Below are 18,645 nucleotides of genomic sequence, written 5' to 3' on the forward strand. Positions count from 1 at the left end.
AGGTCATCGCGTTCTAGCCTGTGGAGAGATTGACATTAGTCAGCTTGTTGAAGCAGGAACTTGCCTTATGAGTGATCACAAGGCCCCGATGGTTTTAAACTAATCGGAATCCCCCTCCTTTCCTGAACTTTTTCAGGCGCTTGGCGAGGTGGTGGAGGATGTCAATGTGCTAATTACTGTATGCATACGTTTTGCTAATGGCCTGTTGCGATGGTGGCACACGTAAATATTTTCACTTATAGGGTTTGCCAAATAATGAGTTTGTATAAGTTTAGGCTTATTAAACGCACTTATTGCATGCGCAGGTAACACAGTAAAGCCCAGGCCTAAGCTTACCGGCTCCAGTATTAAACTAATTTGATTAGAAAAACCGGTGTGTTTTATTTGCTCTAAATGTTCAAACTGCGGGTAGTTTTCGCTCAACAAAAGTTGCGCATGGTGTTTAGCGTCGGGGTGAGCAATAAAGCCAAGTTCACATAAAGCTTGCCATGTTGGGGTTTTAATATGTGCAGGGGTAACTAATAGTAACGGCTCTGTACCTATTTTATGGCTGGTTACTTCGCTAAGTGTGGGGGCTTGGGTTAAAAAACCAATGTCGGCATTATGGTTAGCTACAGCCTGCTCAACACTTATATTTGGCGCAAAGCGGTAGTCAATATTCAGCCCTTGGTGCTTTGTTTGCAAAGCTAATAACTGGCTATAAAACTGCAATCCACAACTACCAGGCGACTGTATTTTTACTTTACCGCTGTAAGGCGAGTCGTCTTTTAATTGCTGCTCTAAAAACTGCCACTCTTTAAGTAATAAACTGCCTTGTTGATATAGATTTTGCCCATGCACAGTAAGCGAAAACTGTTTGCCGTGTCTTTCTAGCAAAGCACAGTTAACGTGCTGCTCTAATTTTTTAATGTGTTGGCTTACACCCGACTGGGTCATGTGGAGGCGATCGGCTGTTTGCGTAAAGTGGTTTACCTCAACCAAAGTACAAAACGTATTTAACCATATGGGATTTATCATTACAAAATGTACTCAAAATGATGATTAATGATTATTTTACTTAATTTAACTGGCTTCGTAAACTAAACGCATTAACCAGTAACAAGATAAGCAGGAACATTATTATGAGTCATACCTATCCACGTAGTTTTTCGCATATTGGTATTTCGGTACCAAACGTTGAAAAAGCAGTAGAGTTTTATACCCAAGTTATGGGTTGGTACACTATTATGGAGCCAACCGAAATACTCGAAGACAAAAGCCCAATAGGCGAAATGTGTACTGAAGTGTTTGGTGAAAAATGGGAAAAATTTAAAATAGCGCACTTATCTACAGGCGATCGTATTGGTGTAGAAATTTTTGAATTTAAAAACCAAGAAAACCCAAAAGATAACTTTGAATATTGGAAAACCGGTATTTTTCATTTTTGTGTGCAAGACCCAGATGTTGAAGGCCTAGCAGAGCGTATTGTAGCAGCCGGTGGTAAAAAACGTATGGCCGAGCCACGTTACTACTACCCAGGTGAAAAACCATACCGCATGATCTATATGGAAGACCCGTTTGGTAATATCCTAGAAATATACAGCCACAGCTACGAACTTATTTATAGCGCCGGTGCATACTAAGTTAGTGTGTAGCTAGTATTTAAATATATAAAGGCTGCAGTGAGCTACTGCAGCTTTTTTATTGCCTAAAATTAAGTAGACACCCACACTTATTATCCGAATTTAGGGTATTTGAACAAAGCCATTCTTAGTTAAATATTCACTGGTTTTAAAGTGGGTATTCAGATAGTTAGGTGTCTAGATAATTATTTCAGATAGAGAGTTAAGTAGACACCTACACTTATTATCAATATTTGAGTAAAACTATTCTTGGTTAAATAATCACTGGTTTTTAAAGTGGGTGTCTACTTAATAGTTAATAGTTAAACAAACACCCACACTTATTGTCAGTATTTGAACAAAACTATTCTTAGTTAAATAATCACTGGTTTTTAAGATGGGTGTTTAGGTAATTGATAAATTATAAAGTGGGTGTCTACTTAATTGGGTTTTAGTTGGTTGCCTTAGCTGCTTCATTTGGGGCAGTACTGTAAACGCCCTTTACAGTATAAAAATAAAGCATAGCCAGTTATTGAGCATCACGTTAATATGGACAAAAATAACACGATAAGAATTATAAAATGTTAAACAAAACCAATGCACTTATTTACTTTTTGGCCTTTAGTAGTGGCTTTAGTATTATGGGAATTGAGCTATTAGGTGGGCGTATTTTAGCGCCGTTTTTTGGTAGTAGCGTACATATTTGGGGCAGTATAATTACGGTATTTATGCTGAGCCTATCGTTTGGTTATTTACTTGGCGGTAAATTGTCAATTAAGCGCCCTAGCCTAGCCAAGTACGGGAGTATTTTTTTACTGGCAAGCATTATGGTGTTGCCCATTGCGTTATTTGCTAACCCGATAATGGAATTTATTTTTACTCACATTGAAGACAGCCGCTATGGCTCGTTACTCGCCTCTACGGCATTATTTTTTGTTCCTACTATTATATTGGGCATGATCTCCCCTTACTCGGTTCGGCTTTTAGTTACCGACAGCGAACACAGCGGCCAAGTTGCTGGCGGGTTATATTTTGTAAGTACCTTGGGCAGCGCACTAGGCACTATTATTACCTCATTTTATATGGTGCTCGCGTTTGACGTAAATGCCATAATAATTGGTTTTGCCTTAACTTTAGCGGTATTAGGCTTACTAGCCATACTGGTAAATAAACTATTTTTAGCGGAGCGTCGTTATGCATAAAAGCAATTTTTACATGGTTTTATATGTGCTGATGTTATTAAGCTTGTTGTTTTCACACTTAAGTGTGGCTAAAACAATACATAGCGAGCGCTCGCTTTATCGTAATATATTAGTGGAAGAAACCGGTAATTTACGCTGTTTAAAGTTTGATGAAAAATCTAGCCAAAGTAGTCAAAGTTGCATGTATATTAACGAGCCAAAAAAGTTAGTTTTTAATTACACTAAATTGGTGTTTTCAAGCTTGTTGCTAATAGAAGATCCTAAAAAAGTACTTATTATTGGTTTAGGCGGTGGCACTTTGTCTAACACCATTTCAGAGCTTTACCCTAAGGCAATAATCGAAAATATTGAAATAGATCCTGCGGTAATTAAAGTGGCCCGCGATTACTTTAATTTTAAAGAAAGTACTAAGGTAACGGCAAAAGTACAAGACGGTCGTATTTTTATAAAACGTGCGGCGCTTAAAAAACAGCAGTTTGATTGGATAATTTTAGATGCATTTAATGGCGACTACATTCCCGAGCATTTACTAACTAAAGAGTTTTTTGAAGAGTTAAAAAGTGTGCTTGCGAGTGACGGCGTTATTGCGGCCAATACGTTTTCATCGAGCAAACTGTACGAGCACGAGTCGGCCACTTATAACGCTGTTTTTGGCGACTTTATTAACGTTAGCCGAAAAAACCACAGTAATCGTATTATTTTAGCCGGCAATAAAAGTACCCTTACCCAAGCGCATATAAATAAACGCGTAAATGAGTTAACCCCCCTGCTATTGCCTTACGGTGTAAATATTAAAGCTATTAGCCAAATGCTGCACTTTACAAAAAATAATCACGATTGGCCTGAAAATATAAAAGTCCTTACCGATCAATACTCCCCTGCTAACCTACTCAACTTTTAGCCTAGGGCGTGTTTGGTATTTATGTGTGGTTACCGCCTTTTTATGGGAGTAACCACACTACACAGGCTCTGCCTTACCTAAAACCAAATATAACGCTGCAAATTAAATCTTAAAAGATCAACAACCCCTAGTGTTTTAGCGGCTAAACCTTTACTAAACCCTAGCTAAATATTTACTTAGCATGCTAACTAATGGTAAAGTGCTTAGCATGCTAAGTAGTTAGAGGTTGAAATGTCTAAACCGGTTCCTTTTCATGAAACACTCGATTTAACCTTGTGTGGCAGTATGGGTCGAGTGCATAGATTATGCCGAGAAGTTGTTACAGTTGCCGTTGAGCCGCTAGGCTTAACTCAATCGCGTTGGATTGCTTTGGTGCATATAAATATGCTTAAAGAAGGGGTAACTCAACAAGCGTTGGCGCATAGTTTAGGCATAGAAATGCCGTCGCTTACGCGTACCCTTAAGCAACTCGAAGAGCTTACTCTTATTACCCGTCAAGTTGATAAGCACGATAAGCGCAGTAAAAAAATTTATTTTACAGAGCAAGGCCGCAATATATTAAAGGCGGTAGAGGCACAGATCACTGATATTAAAAATCAGCTTTATAATGGACTAAACGATGAGCAGTTAGATGCAATGGCTCATGGTTTAATTAAAATGGAAGACAACGCAAAAAATTATATTAAATATCACAGTTCTAATAAGGTTAACAATGACACCTGATCAAAAATTTGCGCGCTATGTGAGGCTTTCACTCGTTGGATTCATTTTAGTGTTTTTATACTATGTTATAGCCGATATTTGGCTGCCAGTAACGCCACAAGCGCGTGTTTACCACCCAGTAGTACAAATCTCACCGCAAATAAGTGGCCGTGTTACTAAGGTGTTAGTTAGCAATAACCAACCGGTAAAGGCTGGCGATATATTGTTTGAGATAGATCAAAGCACTTACTTACTGGCTGTTGAACAAGCTAAACTAACCCTCGATGATGCCAAATTACAAAATAAACGCCTTGATACGAATGTTAAAGCGCTTGAGGCACAAATTAGTGCAGCTAAAGCAAAACAACATGAGCAAAGCTTATTAAAAAGTAGAGGCGAAAAGCTCTATAAGCAAAACTCTATATCGGAACAAGAGCTGGAGAGTATTCGGGCTAATTTTGCTGCAAGTAAATCAAACGTAGCGGCTTTTGAAGCGCAATTAGCCGAAGCTGTTTTAGCGCGTGGCACATCAGGGGAGGATAACTTAGCGCTGCGCCATGGAGCGAATCAGTTAGCGCAAGCTGAGCTTAACTTATCGTACACACAAGTACGTGCTTTAAGCGATGGTGTGGTTGCCAACTTGCAATTACTTGACGGTGCTTATGCTCTTAGTGGCCAACCTTTGTTAGCTATTGTGGCTAAAAAGGCTGATTTAGTAGCCGACTTTCGTGAAAAATCACTGCTTAATATGCACCCAGGTAGTTTAGCAAAAGTGGTTTTTGATAGCCGCCCCGGTGAAGTATACGACGCAAAAATTAGTACCTTTGAAGCGGGTGTAAGCGATGGCCAATTAAGTGCCAATGGCTTGCTAAGCACTACCGAAACCAGTAACCGTTGGGTACGCGACGCACAGCGCCAACGTATTCATTTGCAGTTATTAAAAAACGATCAAGCGCTAATTGCTAATATGCCTAGTGGCGCGCGTGCTACGGTGCAACTACTTCCAGAGTCAAAATTTGGACAATGGTTAGGCGCATCACAAATACGTTTTATTAGCTGGTTACATTACATTTATTAGTGGAGGCAAAATGAGTCAAAAAATTAGCCAGTCTCCACAACTTGACTCTAACGGCCTACGCCAAGCGCTGCGTATTGCCGGCGGGTGCACGTTAGGGTTTGCTATTAGTAAATTAATGAACTGGCCAAATGGGATTTTTTTTACTGTTTACCCCATGTTGCTATTAGGTTTAGTGCCAACGTTAAATAAATCTGTGGTTAGGCAGTTTTTTGCCAGTGCTGCGTTTAGTGCGTTTGTTGTACTTGTATTGCAGGGGTTATTTTCGCACTTGCCGGTGCTTATGGTACTGATTGTATTTGCCTGCTTTTGTATTTTATTTTACCAAATGAGTAGCGGAAGTGGCTTTTTGTTTGGTGCCTTAGGTGCGGTTAGTTTATCGATTCAATTACACTTTGCCAGCTACGTAACTGGTAGTAGCAGTATTTATCCGCTTATTTTAAGTAACGGTATAGCCATTATTTTAACTGTAGTAATTGCAGCATTGATGCATGGTTTATTTCCCGATGTTACTGCGCGCCCTGGGCGTGCAGTGCCAACAAAAGATAAAGCAAGTATTCGTCACGAAGTGCTGTTGTGCTCAAGCGTGGCTACGTTATCGTTTATTGTTTTTCAGGCACTGGATTTACAAGACTCTATTTCGGCGCAGGCGGCATCTATTTTAATTTTATTTTCGTTATGCTGGAAAGCCGCAGGCATAGCCAGTTGGCAGCGTATAATTGGCACGCTTATAGGCTGTAATGCCGCACTTTTGTCGCAGCTATTTTTATACACCCATACCGACTTTTTACTGTTTCCTGTTATTGTGTTGTGGATTTTATCGTTTATATTTAGTCGTTTTCATATTTTAGGTGGGGGGCCGCCGGGCATTGGCTTTGGTGTTTTAACCACGTTTGGTATTTTATTTGGGCAGTCGTTAGCCCCGGGGCAAGACTTGATTTACAGTGCGCTGTATAGGTTTAGTTCTGTGACAGTGGCTGTTGTTATTAGCTTAAGTGCGGTATATGCGATGCATAGATTATTAAATAAATTTAATACTACACGCCATCATACCTACGATTAGCGTTAACATCGATGCTGATTTTGGGTTACAAGCGCTGAGCTTGCAGCCCACTTCCCTTTCTTCTTTAAAGCGCAGCGCCTCATCCCTTTTTTGTGAATAATTTACTTAATGGGCTATTACACAAAAAACAGACGCATATAAAATAGATATCAGAAAAAGAAGAAGTCTTATATCAAGAAAATATTCGGGCTTCGCCCGCGCGTCAGCAAGCTTAACGCCTTACTTTTAAAGCTTAATATTGCCGCGTAACGCTTTGGTTTGGCCGTGTTTGGTTTTTTTATCCATGCGTTTACGCTGCGAATTACGGCTCGGTTTAGTGGCTCTGCGGGCTTTATTTACTTTAGTTGCGCTAATAATTAGATCTTTTAAGCGTTTAAATGCATCTTCGCGATTAAGCTCTTGTGTGCGGTGGCTTTGCGCTTTTATTATTAATACGCCGTCTTTGGTTATGCGGCTGTCGTTTAGTGCAAGTAAACGTTCTTTATAAAAGTCGGGTAATTTAGAGCGGTTAATATCAAAACGAAGATGGATAGCGCTGGCTACTTTATTAACGTTTTGTCCACCGGCACCTTGCGAGCGAACTGCGGTTAATTCGACTTCCCATTCATCAATGGTCACGGTATTTGAAATAGTTAACATTAGACTCAGCTAGTTTTTATAAAAATCTAGTATACCATTTGTAATTAACTATACCCAAATCAAGGTAAGCAGCTATTAATTGGCGTAAATTTAACCCTTAACGGTTAAGCAGCCCTTTAGGTTGTAACCTAAAGGCGCGGGAGTATATACTCAGTTATCTTGTGTTTATTTTAGTGTTTTATGTCTTTATCTACTTTTGCCCCAGTAACCACGATTGATGATCAAAAAAAGCTTTGTGTTTTATTAAGTTTACTTTTAAGTTCTTCATCTTACAGCTACCAAAATTCGCCTCAGCTATTTTCTAAACTGCTATTTAATCATTTTATAAACGGGTATTCGTTTTCACTCGCCGAAGTAAAAAAAATTACCCGCGAGTTAGAAGAACAATCACTGGTTTGGGAGCAACCGTTTAGGCAAAATCATAAACTTTCTATTGATGCCATCGTATATGCAATTGTAAGTTTGTTAGAGTACTGCCCTGGCTTAATTAAAAACTTTTTAACGCAAATAACCACCATATACCGCTTTAACGACAGTGCTTTAATGTTTATGTTTGAACTATTTAATAGCATTGAAAAAAGTGAAGGCTCACCGTTAGCGTCATCTGCAGAGCCTGAAATTGATCATCACTTTATTAATTTACTAGCACAATCAAAATACAGTAAGCAGCTTTGGTTAGCTTTACCCGCGCAGTGGCAACAAATATGTTTAGAGCATTTTATTCGCGGTGAGTTTTTTAATCTAACAGCTGAGCATTCATGGCCATCAATAGTAAAAAGTACTGCAACTGCTATTGAGCCAAGTAAGCGAATTTATTTAAACGAAAGCTTAGCTACGCTGCTGCAACAACCTGACTATAATGAACTACTCATTGATAAGTCGCACAGTAACTTAGCAATATTTAGTCAGGCTAATAGCCTTGCCATTGACGGCACTCATTTAGAATTAGCGCTGCAACAATTTAAAACGGGGTTAACGCTTTATCGTAAAACCTTTGTTAAGGGTAGCTATCCGTGTGAAATAAGCGGTTTACTGTATATGGTGTGTTTATATGCCAGTGGTACAGAAGCTGATTTAAAACAGCTAAAAACACATAAAAATTGGTATAACAAACAACTCGGCGAGCTCAGTAGTACAACGCAAGCCATTGAATTTTTGTTACTAGCACCCGAACAAGTAATAAGTTTTGAGCAGCGCTTACTACACGATACGATTGCAAACCTACAGGCAAACCCAAACGCACTAGCGCCTCTTTTTTGCCTATTACTGGCGTTAATAAAGCACGGCAGCGAAGAGCAAATTAATACCCTTAGAGACAACAGTAAACTGCTGAGCCAATTAATTCATTCAAGCCAACAGCATCAGCACTGGCTAGGTGAGCAATGCACGCATTTAGCAAATTGGCTAACGCACGATACGCCATTGCCAGATACCGGTTTATTACAGCATTTTAAACGCGTGCCACAATGGCAGCGTTGGTTAAATGAAATAAGCAAAATAGACACTCCAGCGCAAAATGAGCGCCTAGTTTGGCAGCTCGACCTTACCCATTTAGACCTGCCACTTATTCAAGCTAAAGTGCAAAAACACAACAGCAAAGGCGAATGGACTAAAGGCCGTAAAGTAAATATTTATGATCTTGACGATGATCAATACCGACATTTACTTAGCCCAGCCGATCATAATTTAGTGCAAGTAATTAGTAATCATGCGGGCTTTGGTTACAGTGAAGTACAAGCAACCAGCGCAGTGTTGCAAGCGCTAATTAACTTCAAAGGGCTTGAAGACATTAAAGGTAACTTAGTTACGCTTAACAAAGGTGAGTTTATAATTGAAATTGGGCAAAATATTAACGACTGTTACCAATTAATTATACAGCCTAAAATTACCGACATAGACGGCGACTTTTTACTTACCCACAGCCACGCGAATAGTTACCAAGTATTTGTAGTAGACGACAAACAACACAAACTAAATAGCTTGCTTGCTCAGCAACCTAATAACTTAACAGAAGAAAAACTGCCACAACTTAATGCGGCATTAGAGGCCTTGTCGGAGGATCATTATATTAGCAGTAGCCGCAGCGAGTTTTCTGCGGTTAATAACGTGCGCCAAGGGCTTGTTGATTTAGCCGCAGTAATTAAGTTAACCCCAATGGGTATAGACGTTAACTTTTATACTATGCCATTTGGTGTTGACGGCCCATGGGTTGAGCCCGCAATAGGCGCAATAACCTTAGCCTATAGCGATAACGAGCAAGCCGATAACAGCGTTGTAAAACGTGATTTAAAAGCAGAAAAACGCGCTTTAAAAAACCTACTTAGTAATTTAGCTGGCGTATTTGCCGATCAAGAGCATCCGCAGTATAACAGCGCGCATCAGCAGTTTTATTTACCAGAAGATATTAGCCAAGCCATAATACAATTAGAGGCCGCGCAAAAAGACAACGCACTAGTATTAAGTTGGGATGAAAACGCCCAAGGTATGAAGGTTGCCAATAGTAAGCACCTTTCTCTTAATTTAAATGATGATAACGATTGGCTCAGTGTTAGTGGTAAATTATCGCTTCCCGATGGTCAAATTATTGCTTTGCAAACACTCCTTAAAGCCCCGCGTCGTGGCAGTATTATAGAGTTTGACGAAAATAACTCGTTATTATTAGATCAGCGCCTAACTAACTTATTAAATCGCTTAGAGGGCATGCAAAGTAAAACTAAAAACGCCCCCGACGATCAACTTCGTATTGCTAATGCGCGCGCTCTTCCTTTGTATCACAGTGCTGCAGAATTGAGTGATGTTAGCTTTGGTGCAAACTGGCAACAGCGCTTAGCTAAATTTGAGCGCCCAAGTGAACCTGTATTACCCGCGTATTTAGTTAATATATTACGCGACTACCAAGTGGTTGGCGTAAAATGGTTAATGCAACTGGCTAACTGGGGGTTAAATGCCTGTTTAGCCGATGATATGGGCTTAGGTAAAACGCTACAAACACTCAACGTATTACAAATGCGCAGTGCTTTAGGTGCCAGCTTAGTTATAGCGCCAAAATCGGTATGTCATAACTGGCAGGTAGAGGCTGCGCGATTTACCCCTACCCTCAATATTAAAACTATTGATAATGCAGCCGCAACTGATGAGGTGCTAGCCGGTGCTACCGCTAATGACCTAGTAATTGTTAGTTATGGCTTATTACCTTTAATAGGGGATCAATTAGCTGCGTACGAATTTGCCAATATTGTACTAGACGAAGCACAAGCCATTAAAAATCCATTAAGCCTTCGCGCTAAAGCTGCTTTTGCACTTAATGGCCAGTTTAAAGTTGCGCTTTCGGGCACACCTATCGAAAATCATTTAGGTGAACTGTGGAGCCTATTTAACTTTTTAATGCCGGGTTTTTTACATTCATTAGCTGAGTTTAAAAAGCGCTTTGGTAATGCCGATAAAAATCAGCAGCAGGCTGATACGTTAAAAACATTAATTGCGCCGTTTATTTTACGCCGTAATAAAAAAACGGTACTTACCGAGTTACCCGATAAAACCGAAATAAACCTTACTTTTGCGCTCAGCGATAAAGAGCAAGCTCTTTACGAAGCCACTCGCTTAAACGCGCTTGAGCAAGCCAGCCAAGAAGACAGCCAATACATTACTATATTGGCGTCATTAACTAAATTGCGCCGCGCGTGTATTGCTCCGCAGTTATTAATTGAAAACAGTAAGTTACCGTCAAGTAAACTCGACACCGCCGAAGCAATAATTGAAGAATTACTTGAAAATGATCACCAAGCACTTATTTTTAGCCAGTTTGTTGATGTACTTAAATTAGTTGAACAGCGACTAAAAAAACGCGGTATAGCATATTGTTACCTTGATGGCAGCATGAGCAGCAACAAACGCAAGCAACAGGTTGATAAGTTTCAGGCAGGTGAGGCGCCTTTATTTTTAATTAGTTTAAAAGCTGGCGGCACCGGGCTTAATTTAACTGCCGCCGACTATGTGCTGCACTTAGATCCTTGGTGGAACCCCGCGGTTGAGCAGCAAGCCTCCGACAGAGCGCACCGCTTAGGGCAAACACGCCCTGTAACCGTGTATCGTTTAATTGCGCAAAACACCATAGAAGAAAAAATACTGCAACTGCATGAGCACAAACAAGCCCTTGCCGACAAAGTGCTCAGCGGCAGCAGCAACACCGGGCAATTATCAAAAGATCAGTTATTGTCTTTGTTGCAAAATCAGTAAAAATAAAGCGTTTAGTACTAAGTGCGATTTAAAGTCGCACTTACAATAAAATTTAAGCACAGCCATAGGTTTACTCGAAGTTGCTAAGCTTGCTGGCGCGATATTTTCAACGAAAATATAATTATTTAAATGTTTGCATTAGATACGCGTAATATGAGTAGACAAAAGCAAACGTACTTGGTTTTACTCGTAGGCGCTAAGCTTGCTGGCGCAATATTTTCAACGAAAATATAATTATTTAAATGTTTGCATTAGGTGTGCGCGGCAACAAGCTACTTGCCTACAATAATACCTCTGCTACGCGTTTTTTTAACTCTGGCAGTACCTCCTGTTCAAACCAAGGATTCTTTTTAAGCCAAATATTATTACGCGGGCTGGGGTGTGGTAGTACTAAATGGCTTGGCCAATAGTCACGCCACGATTTTACTAACTCAGTAAGCGGTAGCTTTTTAGTGTCGGGTAAATGATAAGCCTGAGCATACTTACCTAGCACAATAGTGAGCTGTAAATTAGGCAAGGCGGCTAAAAGCTGCGCGCGCCAAGCTGGGGCACATTCTTTACGTGGTGGTAAATCGCCCGACTTGCCTTTACCCGGATAGCAAAACCCCATAGGTAAAATTGCAATGTTATTGGCATCATAAAACTGATCGTTAGTAAGCCCTAACCACTGCCTTAGGCGTTCACCGCTTTGATCGTTAAACGGTATACCGCTTTGGTGTACTTTTATACCGGGCGCTTGGCCTGCAATTAATATTCGGGCGTTAGGGTTAAATTGTATAACGGGGCGCGCTCCTAACGGTAATTGCGGCTCGCAGATCACGCATTTACTAACTTGAGCTACTAATTCATTCAATTCTATCTTTTTTGACTGTTTTTCACTCAAATTTAGGCCTCTATTCGTTATTTGTGGTATTGAGTTGGTAAAAAATCGGTTTATTTTAGCGTGCCTAACTACTAGTTAGTATAATAGTGATCTATTACTGGTTATGCACTTAACCTGTTATATAACCTAGTGTTTTTCAGCCCATACTGCAAACTCATTACCGCTTGGCTCGGTAAAATGAAACCTACAACCGCCAGGAAATTCAAAAATAGGTTTAATTACTTTACCGCCGTATAAGGTTACTTTTCTTTGTGTTGCATGAATATCGCTGCTGTAAAAAACCAATAGCGCCCCACCCTCTTCAGTACTCGATTTTAACGGCGATTGGTAAAACCCACCATTAAGCTCTTGCCCGCTAAAAGCCGAGTAGTCTGGGCCGTAGTCGGTAAATTGCCAATTAAAAACTTGGCTAAAAAACGCTTTAGTTGCGGTTAAATTAGCGGCTGGAAACTCTACATAGTTTAGCTTTTCGTGATTATTCATCATTATTCTACTTACTATTTTTAAAGGGTAAATTAACCATAAACCTAAGTTAACTACCAAGCAAGGCGCTTAAGCGTATTTGGGATCAATATTATACTAAGTTAAAGTTAATTTACGCATGCAAATAGGAATCACTATCTTTTGCATTCATAAACTATATAATAGCACTTTTATTTTTCGCCATATTTAAGGGATTGACTCATTATGCAGGCTTCATCACTTAGTTTAGGGTCAACTAAGCTGCTTTTATTAAAGCCGCTTTTGATATTTCAGCACATAAGCCGTTTTAGTTATGCTTTTAAAGTGTGTTTACGCTTTTTTATTGCCATTGTCGGTGGCTACTTTTTTACTGCGGTGAGCTGTTCGCTACTGAGCGCTATTTTGCCACTAAATAAAGCGGATGCAGTTTTGATGAGCGTGTCGTTAAGTATTTTAATTTATACGCTGGTATTTATTTACGCTTTTTATGTTAAGTCATTAAAAACAGTATGGATCAGTATTTTACTAGCTACTGCAGCACAATTAAGTTTATTAGCACTAATAAAGGGTTGGGTATGAAGGATAGTTTTTTTCGTTCAATGACCTGGTTACATACCTGGGTTGGGTTATTAGTGTGTTGGTTACTTTATTTGATCTTTTTTTCTGGTACGTTGAGCTTTTTTAGAGACGAAATGAGTTTATGGAATCAGCCCGAAATTCATAATATTCAAGCGCAAACTGATCGTATAAGTGCCCAAAAACAGCAAATAATTACAGGTTTTGATTACCTAAACGCTCAAGCAAGCAATGCTCCAAATTGGCGTATAACACTTCCTGAACAACGCGTACCTTACTTAACCTACGGCTTTGCAAAACCTAAAGAGCCGGGCCAGCGTAGAAGTAAATTTGAAGACACGCAATTAGATCCAAATACTATGCAGCCGCTTGCACCTTTTAGAGAAACCAAAGGCGGTAACTTTTTTTATCGCCTGCATTTTGATTTACATTACATAGATGTTATTACAGCGCGCTGGATTGTGTGTTTTGCAAGTTTATTTATGCTGATTGCCATTGTGTCGGGGGTGGTGATCCACAAGCGTATTTTTAAAGATATGTTTACCTTTAGGCGCAATAAAGGCAGCCGTACATGGCTCGACGCTCATAATATAAGCTCAGTATTAGCCCTGCCCTTTCATTTAATGATTACCTACACTGGGTTAATTACCTTAATCTTTATGCTGTTTCCTTACCCGGCAGAAACTAGTTACGACAAAGGTATGCGAGACTTTTTTAATGATGTTACACCGCGTAATAATGTAACTGACAAAGCGCAGGGTGCAGCGCCTATGGTAAAAGTAAATAGCATTTTAGATCAACTTTATACTAAGTGGCCAAATGCTGATATTCGCCGTGTACAGGTAAGTAATCCTAATATGGCAGCATCAACTATCACTGTACTAGTTAGCCCACAAAAAGCATTTCGTGACCAAACGCCGCGGTTAATATTTAGTGGCGCCACAGGGGAGTTAGTAGCCCAAACCGATGAAGAACTAAGTGCAGGTAAAGCGCTTTATGAATCGTTAAACTCAATGCATACCGGGCGCTTAGCCGAACCCTTACTACGTTGGCTCTACTTTTTAGGAGGTATTGCGGGTTGTGTAATGATTGCCTCTGGCTGCATTATGTGGGCAAAACGCTTACGTGAGCGAATGAAAAAAAATGCGCATCCATCGTTTGGCTTAAAATTAGTCGAAGGATTAAACCTAGCTACTTTAATGGGGCTTCCTTTAGCTACCTGTGCGTTTTTTATTGCTAATAGAGTACTTAGCCTACAAGTTGCCGGGCGTGCTGATAAAGAAGTGTTGGCGTTCTTTTTAACCTGGCTTGTGGTGGCTATTGTAGCGCTTATAAAGCGCGATAGAGTGCAATGGCGAGTTATGGCGGCAATAAATAGCTTAGCCTGTTTAGCAGTGCCTGTAATTAATGCGCTAACAACTAACGGTAATATAGTTAGTTATTTAATAAATAAACAGTGGGCGTTATTCACCTTTGATGCGCTGTTTATACTCTCAGGCATATTGTTTTTTATACAAACCGAAAAATTACGTACTGCCAAGCCAACTACAAAAGCGATAAAAAAAAATACTAGTTCTGACTTAAAAGGACAAAAAGCATGATGGAGTTATTACAATTTAGCCTCTGTTTGCTGGCTTTTAACGCGTTTGCGTTGGCTAAATTTAATCATTTTAAAGATATTTTTAAAAAACGGCCGACTAATTTACAAAGAAAATACCTCCTAGTTACCGCTTGGATCAGTATTTTACTAAGTCTGCTCCTTTGTGTGAATGATCAAGGCGGGTATGGTACGTTGCTTTTTTGTGGTTATATGTCGCTAAGTGCTTTAATTATAATGGTTTTTTATAATTTTATAACTCAGCTTGTTAAAGTTTTTAGTGTGTTAAATTTGGTTGTAACAGCCTTAACTACTCTACTTTTAGTATTAAACTAGGCTAAGTTAGTAAAATACTGATCTGCTAATGTAGTTTTAAATAAGTAGTAAATAACTAAAATGGTAAGCTCATTGCTTGCCATTTTAGTTATTGCGAGCATTAAGTTTAAATAGTTATTACAATTGTTCTAGCGGTAAGTATTTACTGTAAACCCCCTTTACATTTATTTTTGCTTAACCCAAATAATTTGCTCAGTTGCAAAGCCTAAGTCTTTAACTGTTTTTAAAAAGTGCTCTTTTAACTCATCGCCTACCTGTGGCGTACGTGATAAAAACCATAAGTAATCTTTGTTATAACTCGTTATAAATGCATATTGGTAATCAGCTTGCTCAAGTTCAAAAATAACGTAAGCCCCATAAAATGGACCAAAAAACGATACTTTAAAATGTCCTATGTCAGAATCCCCCACAAATTTTGCAAGGCCTTGAGCATTCTTCCATTGTTGTTCTTTAGTAATATAGCCCTTATTAATTACCTTTACAGTGCCATCGTCATTAATAGTATAGTTAGCAGTAACCTGCTCCATACCCTCTTCGAACGAATGATTTAGCCGTGCTATTTCGTACCATTTACCTTGATATTTTTGTAAGTCAAAGTTTTTAACCGCAGTGATCCCTTCTGGCGGACTAGTACATGCACTGAGTGAAAATAGTGTAATGGTGAGTAAAAAATATTTTATTTTGTTCATTTAAGCTCCTTTTTGAGTGGTTATTAATATTACGTAATAGCTATAATAAAGTTTGCTAGCCGATTAAAAAAAATTGCTATAGGATCAATTAAATACTAGAGCAATTTAAAGATTTAATCATGAAAATTTGGGTAGATGCAGACGCGTGTCCAGTGGTTATCAAAGAAATACTTTTTAGGGCCGCTGAGCGCACACAAACCGAAACCATATTAGTGGCTAATCATGCCATGCGTATCCCGCCATCAAAATATATTAGCCGCTTACAAGTGTCTTCGGGTTTTGATATTGCTGATGACGAAATAGTAAAACGTATTGCTAAAGGTGACTTAGTGATCACCGGCGATATTCCACTGGCCAGTGAAGTAATAGACAACGGCGGGCAAGCACTCAACCCGCGTGGCGAGCTTTATACTACTGAGAATATTCGCTCAATACTTAATGTACGCGACTTTATGGATACCATGCGCTCGAGCGGCGTAGAAATGAGTGGCGGGCCGCCGCCGCTTAGCCAAACCGATCGCCAAAACTTTGCTAATAATCTCGATCGTATTTTAGCGCAAAATAAGGCAGGCTAATTTGAGCAAGCAGTTAATTGGTTTAGGTGACGAGCAATTTAACGTGGCGGTGTATGTAGCAAAGGCCCCGCCAATGCCCTACTTCGAAACGCTCAACAGCCTAGAGCCCGTTATTAATGAGCAAATAAATACTATAAACCAACATTGCGGTAATGGTTGGCGTAAAGTATTTAACGTATACGCTAAAGTATTGTTTGCCCTGCCTAGTGAGCATTACTCATTTGCAAAACAAGCGCCTACTTGGCAGCAATATCGCGATGAATTTTTACTTCAAAAAAACAGTAAAACCGCCCTACTGTTTAGCGCGCCTAATCTTACTATTACTTCTGCAGATAAAGCTTCTAGCAATAAAAACCAACTGCACATAATTGCCGGGCGCACCCACGCTAAAAATTTACTCCAACACGGTAAATTACAAACGCAGTTTGATTGGCTCGATGACGAGTTTGCAATAGACGCTATTAATAATATTATTGTGTGCCCGTATTTTGATTACAGGCAACTAAGTAATATAAAAATAGCGAGGCTTAGCGAGCTAGTCGCGCAGCTAAAAGTCACTAAATAACACATTGTAAGGAACGACCATGGCCGGAATTTTAGAGTTAAACGAATTATTAAAATCAATGCAGCCTGTGCTTAAACAAGGTGAGTACATATTTTGCTGTTTGGCAGGCTCACTTGCCGATTATGTTCATTTAAACCCACTGGCCACTTACGTTGAAGAAGAAGGGCTAACCCTTATTTTGAAAGCTGAAACTGCCGATAAAGCAGGAATTACTTACGAGGGAAAATATAGTTTAATTACTCTTAACGTACATTCCAGCCTTGAGGCTGTAGGCTTAACAGCGGCAGTATCTGCCAAACTGACAGAGCATGGCATTAGCGCTAATGTGGTAGCTGCGTTTTATCACGACCATATTTTTGTACAAGCAGATAAAGCCCACGCAGCGTTAAATGCGCTGAAAGAGATTGGTTAGACTAGCTTGGCTTTAAATGTTAAATGAGAGCTATTTTAAGTTGATATACAATGATCTGAGTGATGGTGGCATTCGTTCTTCGGGTGGCGCTTAGCTTAACCGACCTGCGTTTTGTAACTTTCTTATGTTAAAGCTTTTAAAAGCGACGCTAAAAATTCTTTAAGATGACACCCATCCTAATATTTGCAATATCAGCATGATTAACTAAGCTCTGGCTAGAATTCTTTAAACAGACACCCACCCTAATATTTGTAATATCAGTGTAATTAACTATGCTCTTTTTAGAAAATTCTTTAAGATGACACCCATTTTAATATTTGTAATATCAGCATGATTAACTAAGCTCTGGCTAGAATTCTTTAAACAGACACCCATCTTAATATTTGTAATATCAGTGTAATTAACTATGCTCTGTTTAGTGCAATAATTAAGCAGGGTGTCACATGGCTATCGCAAGAAAACGTCAGGTTAGTTTGGTCGATACAAAATACTATCACTGTATTTCGCGCTGTGTACGCCGTGCATTTTTATGCGGCGTAGACAACTTTACTAATCAATCGTATGAACATCGCAGAGGGTGGGTTGAAAGCAAATTACTTGCCCTCGCTAACGTATTTTGTATCGATGTGTGCGCGTATGCAGTAATGAGCAATCACACTCATTTAGTACTCTATGTTGATGATAAAAAAGCCAAGCGACTAACCGATAAAGCCATTATTCAGCGGTGGCACAGGCTTTGTAAAGGCACTGTACTCACTAACAAATATCTGCAAGGTGAAGAGCTAAGTAAAATTGAATGGCTCTTTCTAAATGAAACAATCAGTGAATACCGAGAACGCTTAGCTAATATCAGTTGGTTTATGCGCTTATTAAATGAAGACATTGCGCGCAGANGTGAATACCGAGAACGCTTAGCTAATATCAGTTGGTTTATGCGCTTATTAAATGAAGACATTGCGCGCAGAGCTAATAAAGAAGATAACTGTACCGGACGGTTTTGGGAGGGACGTTTTAAATCACAAGCCCTCTTAGATGAAGCCGCATTAATCGCCTGTATGGCATATGTTGACTTAAACCCAATAAGAGCAAAGGCAGCAACAACACCAGAAACATCAGAGCATACCAGCGTAA

18 protein-coding genes and 1 pseudogene are annotated in these 18,645 nt (G+C 39.5%); 14 read left to right on the top strand and 5 right to left on the bottom strand.

Going from position 1 to position 18,645, the window contains the following annotated elements:
• Nucleotides 1-132 precede the first annotated feature (132 nt).
• Nucleotides 133-1,017, bottom strand: a complete 885-nt coding sequence (locus I6E78_RS17775) for a LysR family transcriptional regulator (protein WP_197183048.1) — start codon at nucleotides 1,015-1,017, stop codon at nucleotides 133-135.
• 104 nt (nucleotides 1,018-1,121) lie between these two features.
• On the opposite strand from I6E78_RS17775, the gene I6E78_RS17780 reads away from it, so the two are divergent.
• The 6 genes from I6E78_RS17780 (at nucleotide 1,122) to I6E78_RS17805 (ending at nucleotide 6,544) form a co-directional block, all read left to right on the top strand.
• The gene (locus I6E78_RS17780; RefSeq protein ID WP_011329672.1) at nucleotides 1,122-1,622 is read left to right on the top strand and encodes a lactoylglutathione lyase family protein; all 501 of its coding nucleotides are present in this window, start codon (nucleotides 1,122-1,124) and stop codon (nucleotides 1,620-1,622) included.
• Nucleotides 1,623-2,182: 560 nt separating this feature from the next.
• The gene (locus I6E78_RS17785) at nucleotides 2,183-2,803 is read left to right on the top strand and encodes a fused MFS/spermidine synthase (RefSeq protein WP_089369011.1); all 621 of its coding nucleotides are present in this window, start codon (nucleotides 2,183-2,185) and stop codon (nucleotides 2,801-2,803) included.
• A 13-nt stretch (nucleotides 2,804-2,816) separates the two neighbouring features.
• Complete coding sequence (locus I6E78_RS17790; protein WP_197183054.1) at nucleotides 2,817-3,704, top strand: spermidine synthase; 888 nt, start codon at nucleotides 2,817-2,819, stop codon at nucleotides 3,702-3,704.
• A gap of 231 nt (nucleotides 3,705-3,935) precedes the next feature.
• Entirely contained in the window at nucleotides 3,936-4,427 is a 492-nt protein-coding gene (locus I6E78_RS17795) for a MarR family transcriptional regulator (RefSeq protein WP_086997207.1), read from the top strand.
• Nucleotides 4,417-5,484 (top strand): HlyD family secretion protein, encoded by a 1,068-nt coding sequence (locus tag I6E78_RS17800; protein WP_179807978.1) that lies wholly within the window; start codon nucleotides 4,417-4,419, stop codon nucleotides 5,482-5,484. The genes I6E78_RS17795 and I6E78_RS17800 overlap by 11 nt, the downstream gene beginning before the upstream one ends.
• Before the next feature lie 10 nt (nucleotides 5,485-5,494).
• Nucleotides 5,495-6,544 (top strand): DUF2955 domain-containing protein, encoded by a 1,050-nt coding sequence (locus I6E78_RS17805; protein WP_197183049.1) that lies wholly within the window; start codon nucleotides 5,495-5,497, stop codon nucleotides 6,542-6,544.
• Nucleotides 6,545-6,769: 225 nt separating this feature from the next.
• Here I6E78_RS17805 and arfB read toward each other — a convergent pair whose 3' ends face one another.
• Nucleotides 6,770-7,183, bottom strand: a complete 414-nt coding sequence (gene arfB, locus I6E78_RS17810) for an alternative ribosome rescue aminoacyl-tRNA hydrolase ArfB (protein WP_011329681.1) — start codon at nucleotides 7,181-7,183, stop codon at nucleotides 6,770-6,772.
• A gap of 180 nt (nucleotides 7,184-7,363) precedes the next feature.
• On the opposite strand from arfB, the gene I6E78_RS17815 reads away from it, so the two are divergent.
• The gene (locus tag I6E78_RS17815) at nucleotides 7,364-11,419 is read left to right on the top strand and encodes a DEAD/DEAH box helicase (RefSeq protein ID WP_197183050.1); all 4,056 of its coding nucleotides are present in this window, start codon (nucleotides 7,364-7,366) and stop codon (nucleotides 11,417-11,419) included.
• Nucleotides 11,420-11,699: 280 nt separating this feature from the next.
• On the opposite strand, the gene I6E78_RS17820 is transcribed toward I6E78_RS17815, so the two are convergent.
• Both I6E78_RS17820 and I6E78_RS17825 read right to left on the bottom strand, forming a co-directional pair.
• Entirely contained in the window at nucleotides 11,700-12,272 is a 573-nt protein-coding gene (locus tag I6E78_RS17820; protein WP_226898081.1) for a uracil-DNA glycosylase family protein, read from the bottom strand.
• A gap of 156 nt (nucleotides 12,273-12,428) precedes the next feature.
• Complete coding sequence (locus I6E78_RS17825; RefSeq protein WP_192532275.1) at nucleotides 12,429-12,785, bottom strand: VOC family protein; 357 nt, start codon at nucleotides 12,783-12,785, stop codon at nucleotides 12,429-12,431.
• A gap of 204 nt (nucleotides 12,786-12,989) precedes the next feature.
• Here I6E78_RS17825 and I6E78_RS17830 point away from each other — a divergent pair, with 204 nt between their 5' ends.
• The 3 genes from I6E78_RS17830 to I6E78_RS17840 are packed head-to-tail and all read left to right on the top strand — an operon-like array spanning nucleotide 12,990 to nucleotide 15,273.
• The gene (locus I6E78_RS17830) at nucleotides 12,990-13,343 is read left to right on the top strand and encodes a hypothetical protein (RefSeq protein ID WP_011329685.1); all 354 of its coding nucleotides are present in this window, start codon (nucleotides 12,990-12,992) and stop codon (nucleotides 13,341-13,343) included.
• Entirely contained in the window at nucleotides 13,340-14,941 is a 1,602-nt protein-coding gene (locus tag I6E78_RS17835; RefSeq protein WP_193039032.1) for a PepSY-associated TM helix domain-containing protein, read from the top strand. The genes I6E78_RS17830 and I6E78_RS17835 overlap by 4 nt, the downstream gene beginning before the upstream one ends.
• Nucleotides 14,938-15,273, top strand: coding sequence for a DUF3325 domain-containing protein (locus tag I6E78_RS17840; protein ID WP_197183051.1), 336 nt, complete (start codon nucleotides 14,938-14,940; stop codon nucleotides 15,271-15,273). The genes I6E78_RS17835 and I6E78_RS17840 overlap by 4 nt, the downstream gene beginning before the upstream one ends.
• 164 nt (nucleotides 15,274-15,437) lie before the next feature.
• On the opposite strand, the gene I6E78_RS17845 is transcribed toward I6E78_RS17840, so the two are convergent.
• Entirely contained in the window at nucleotides 15,438-15,962 is a 525-nt protein-coding gene (locus tag I6E78_RS17845; protein ID WP_089369018.1) for a lipocalin family protein, read from the bottom strand.
• A gap of 119 nt (nucleotides 15,963-16,081) precedes the next feature.
• On the opposite strand from I6E78_RS17845, the gene I6E78_RS17850 reads away from it, so the two are divergent.
• From I6E78_RS17850 to I6E78_RS17865, 4 genes and pseudogenes are all read left to right on the top strand, one after another.
• Nucleotides 16,082-16,537 carry a YaiI/YqxD family protein gene (locus tag I6E78_RS17850; protein WP_197183052.1) on the top strand — a complete coding sequence of 152 codons (456 nt, stop codon included), beginning with the start codon at nucleotides 16,082-16,084 and terminating at the stop codon, nucleotides 16,535-16,537.
• 1 nt (nucleotide 16,538) lies between these two features.
• Nucleotides 16,539-17,102, top strand: a complete 564-nt coding sequence (locus tag I6E78_RS17855) for a DUF6942 family protein (RefSeq protein ID WP_197183053.1) — start codon at nucleotides 16,539-16,541, stop codon at nucleotides 17,100-17,102.
• 19 nt (nucleotides 17,103-17,121) lie between these two features.
• Nucleotides 17,122-17,514 carry an ACT domain-containing protein gene (locus I6E78_RS17860; protein WP_182684558.1) on the top strand — a complete coding sequence of 131 codons (393 nt, stop codon included), beginning with the start codon at nucleotides 17,122-17,124 and terminating at the stop codon, nucleotides 17,512-17,514.
• A 443-nt stretch (nucleotides 17,515-17,957) separates the two neighbouring features.
• Nucleotides 17,958-18,645 (top strand): annotated as a pseudogene (locus I6E78_RS17865) (hypothetical protein); the annotation flags it as partial.

Origin of the sequence: Pseudoalteromonas sp. NZS127, from assembly GCF_015864805.1 — a bacterium.
Classification (GTDB): domain Bacteria; phylum Pseudomonadota; class Gammaproteobacteria; order Enterobacterales; family Alteromonadaceae; genus Pseudoalteromonas; species Pseudoalteromonas nigrifaciens.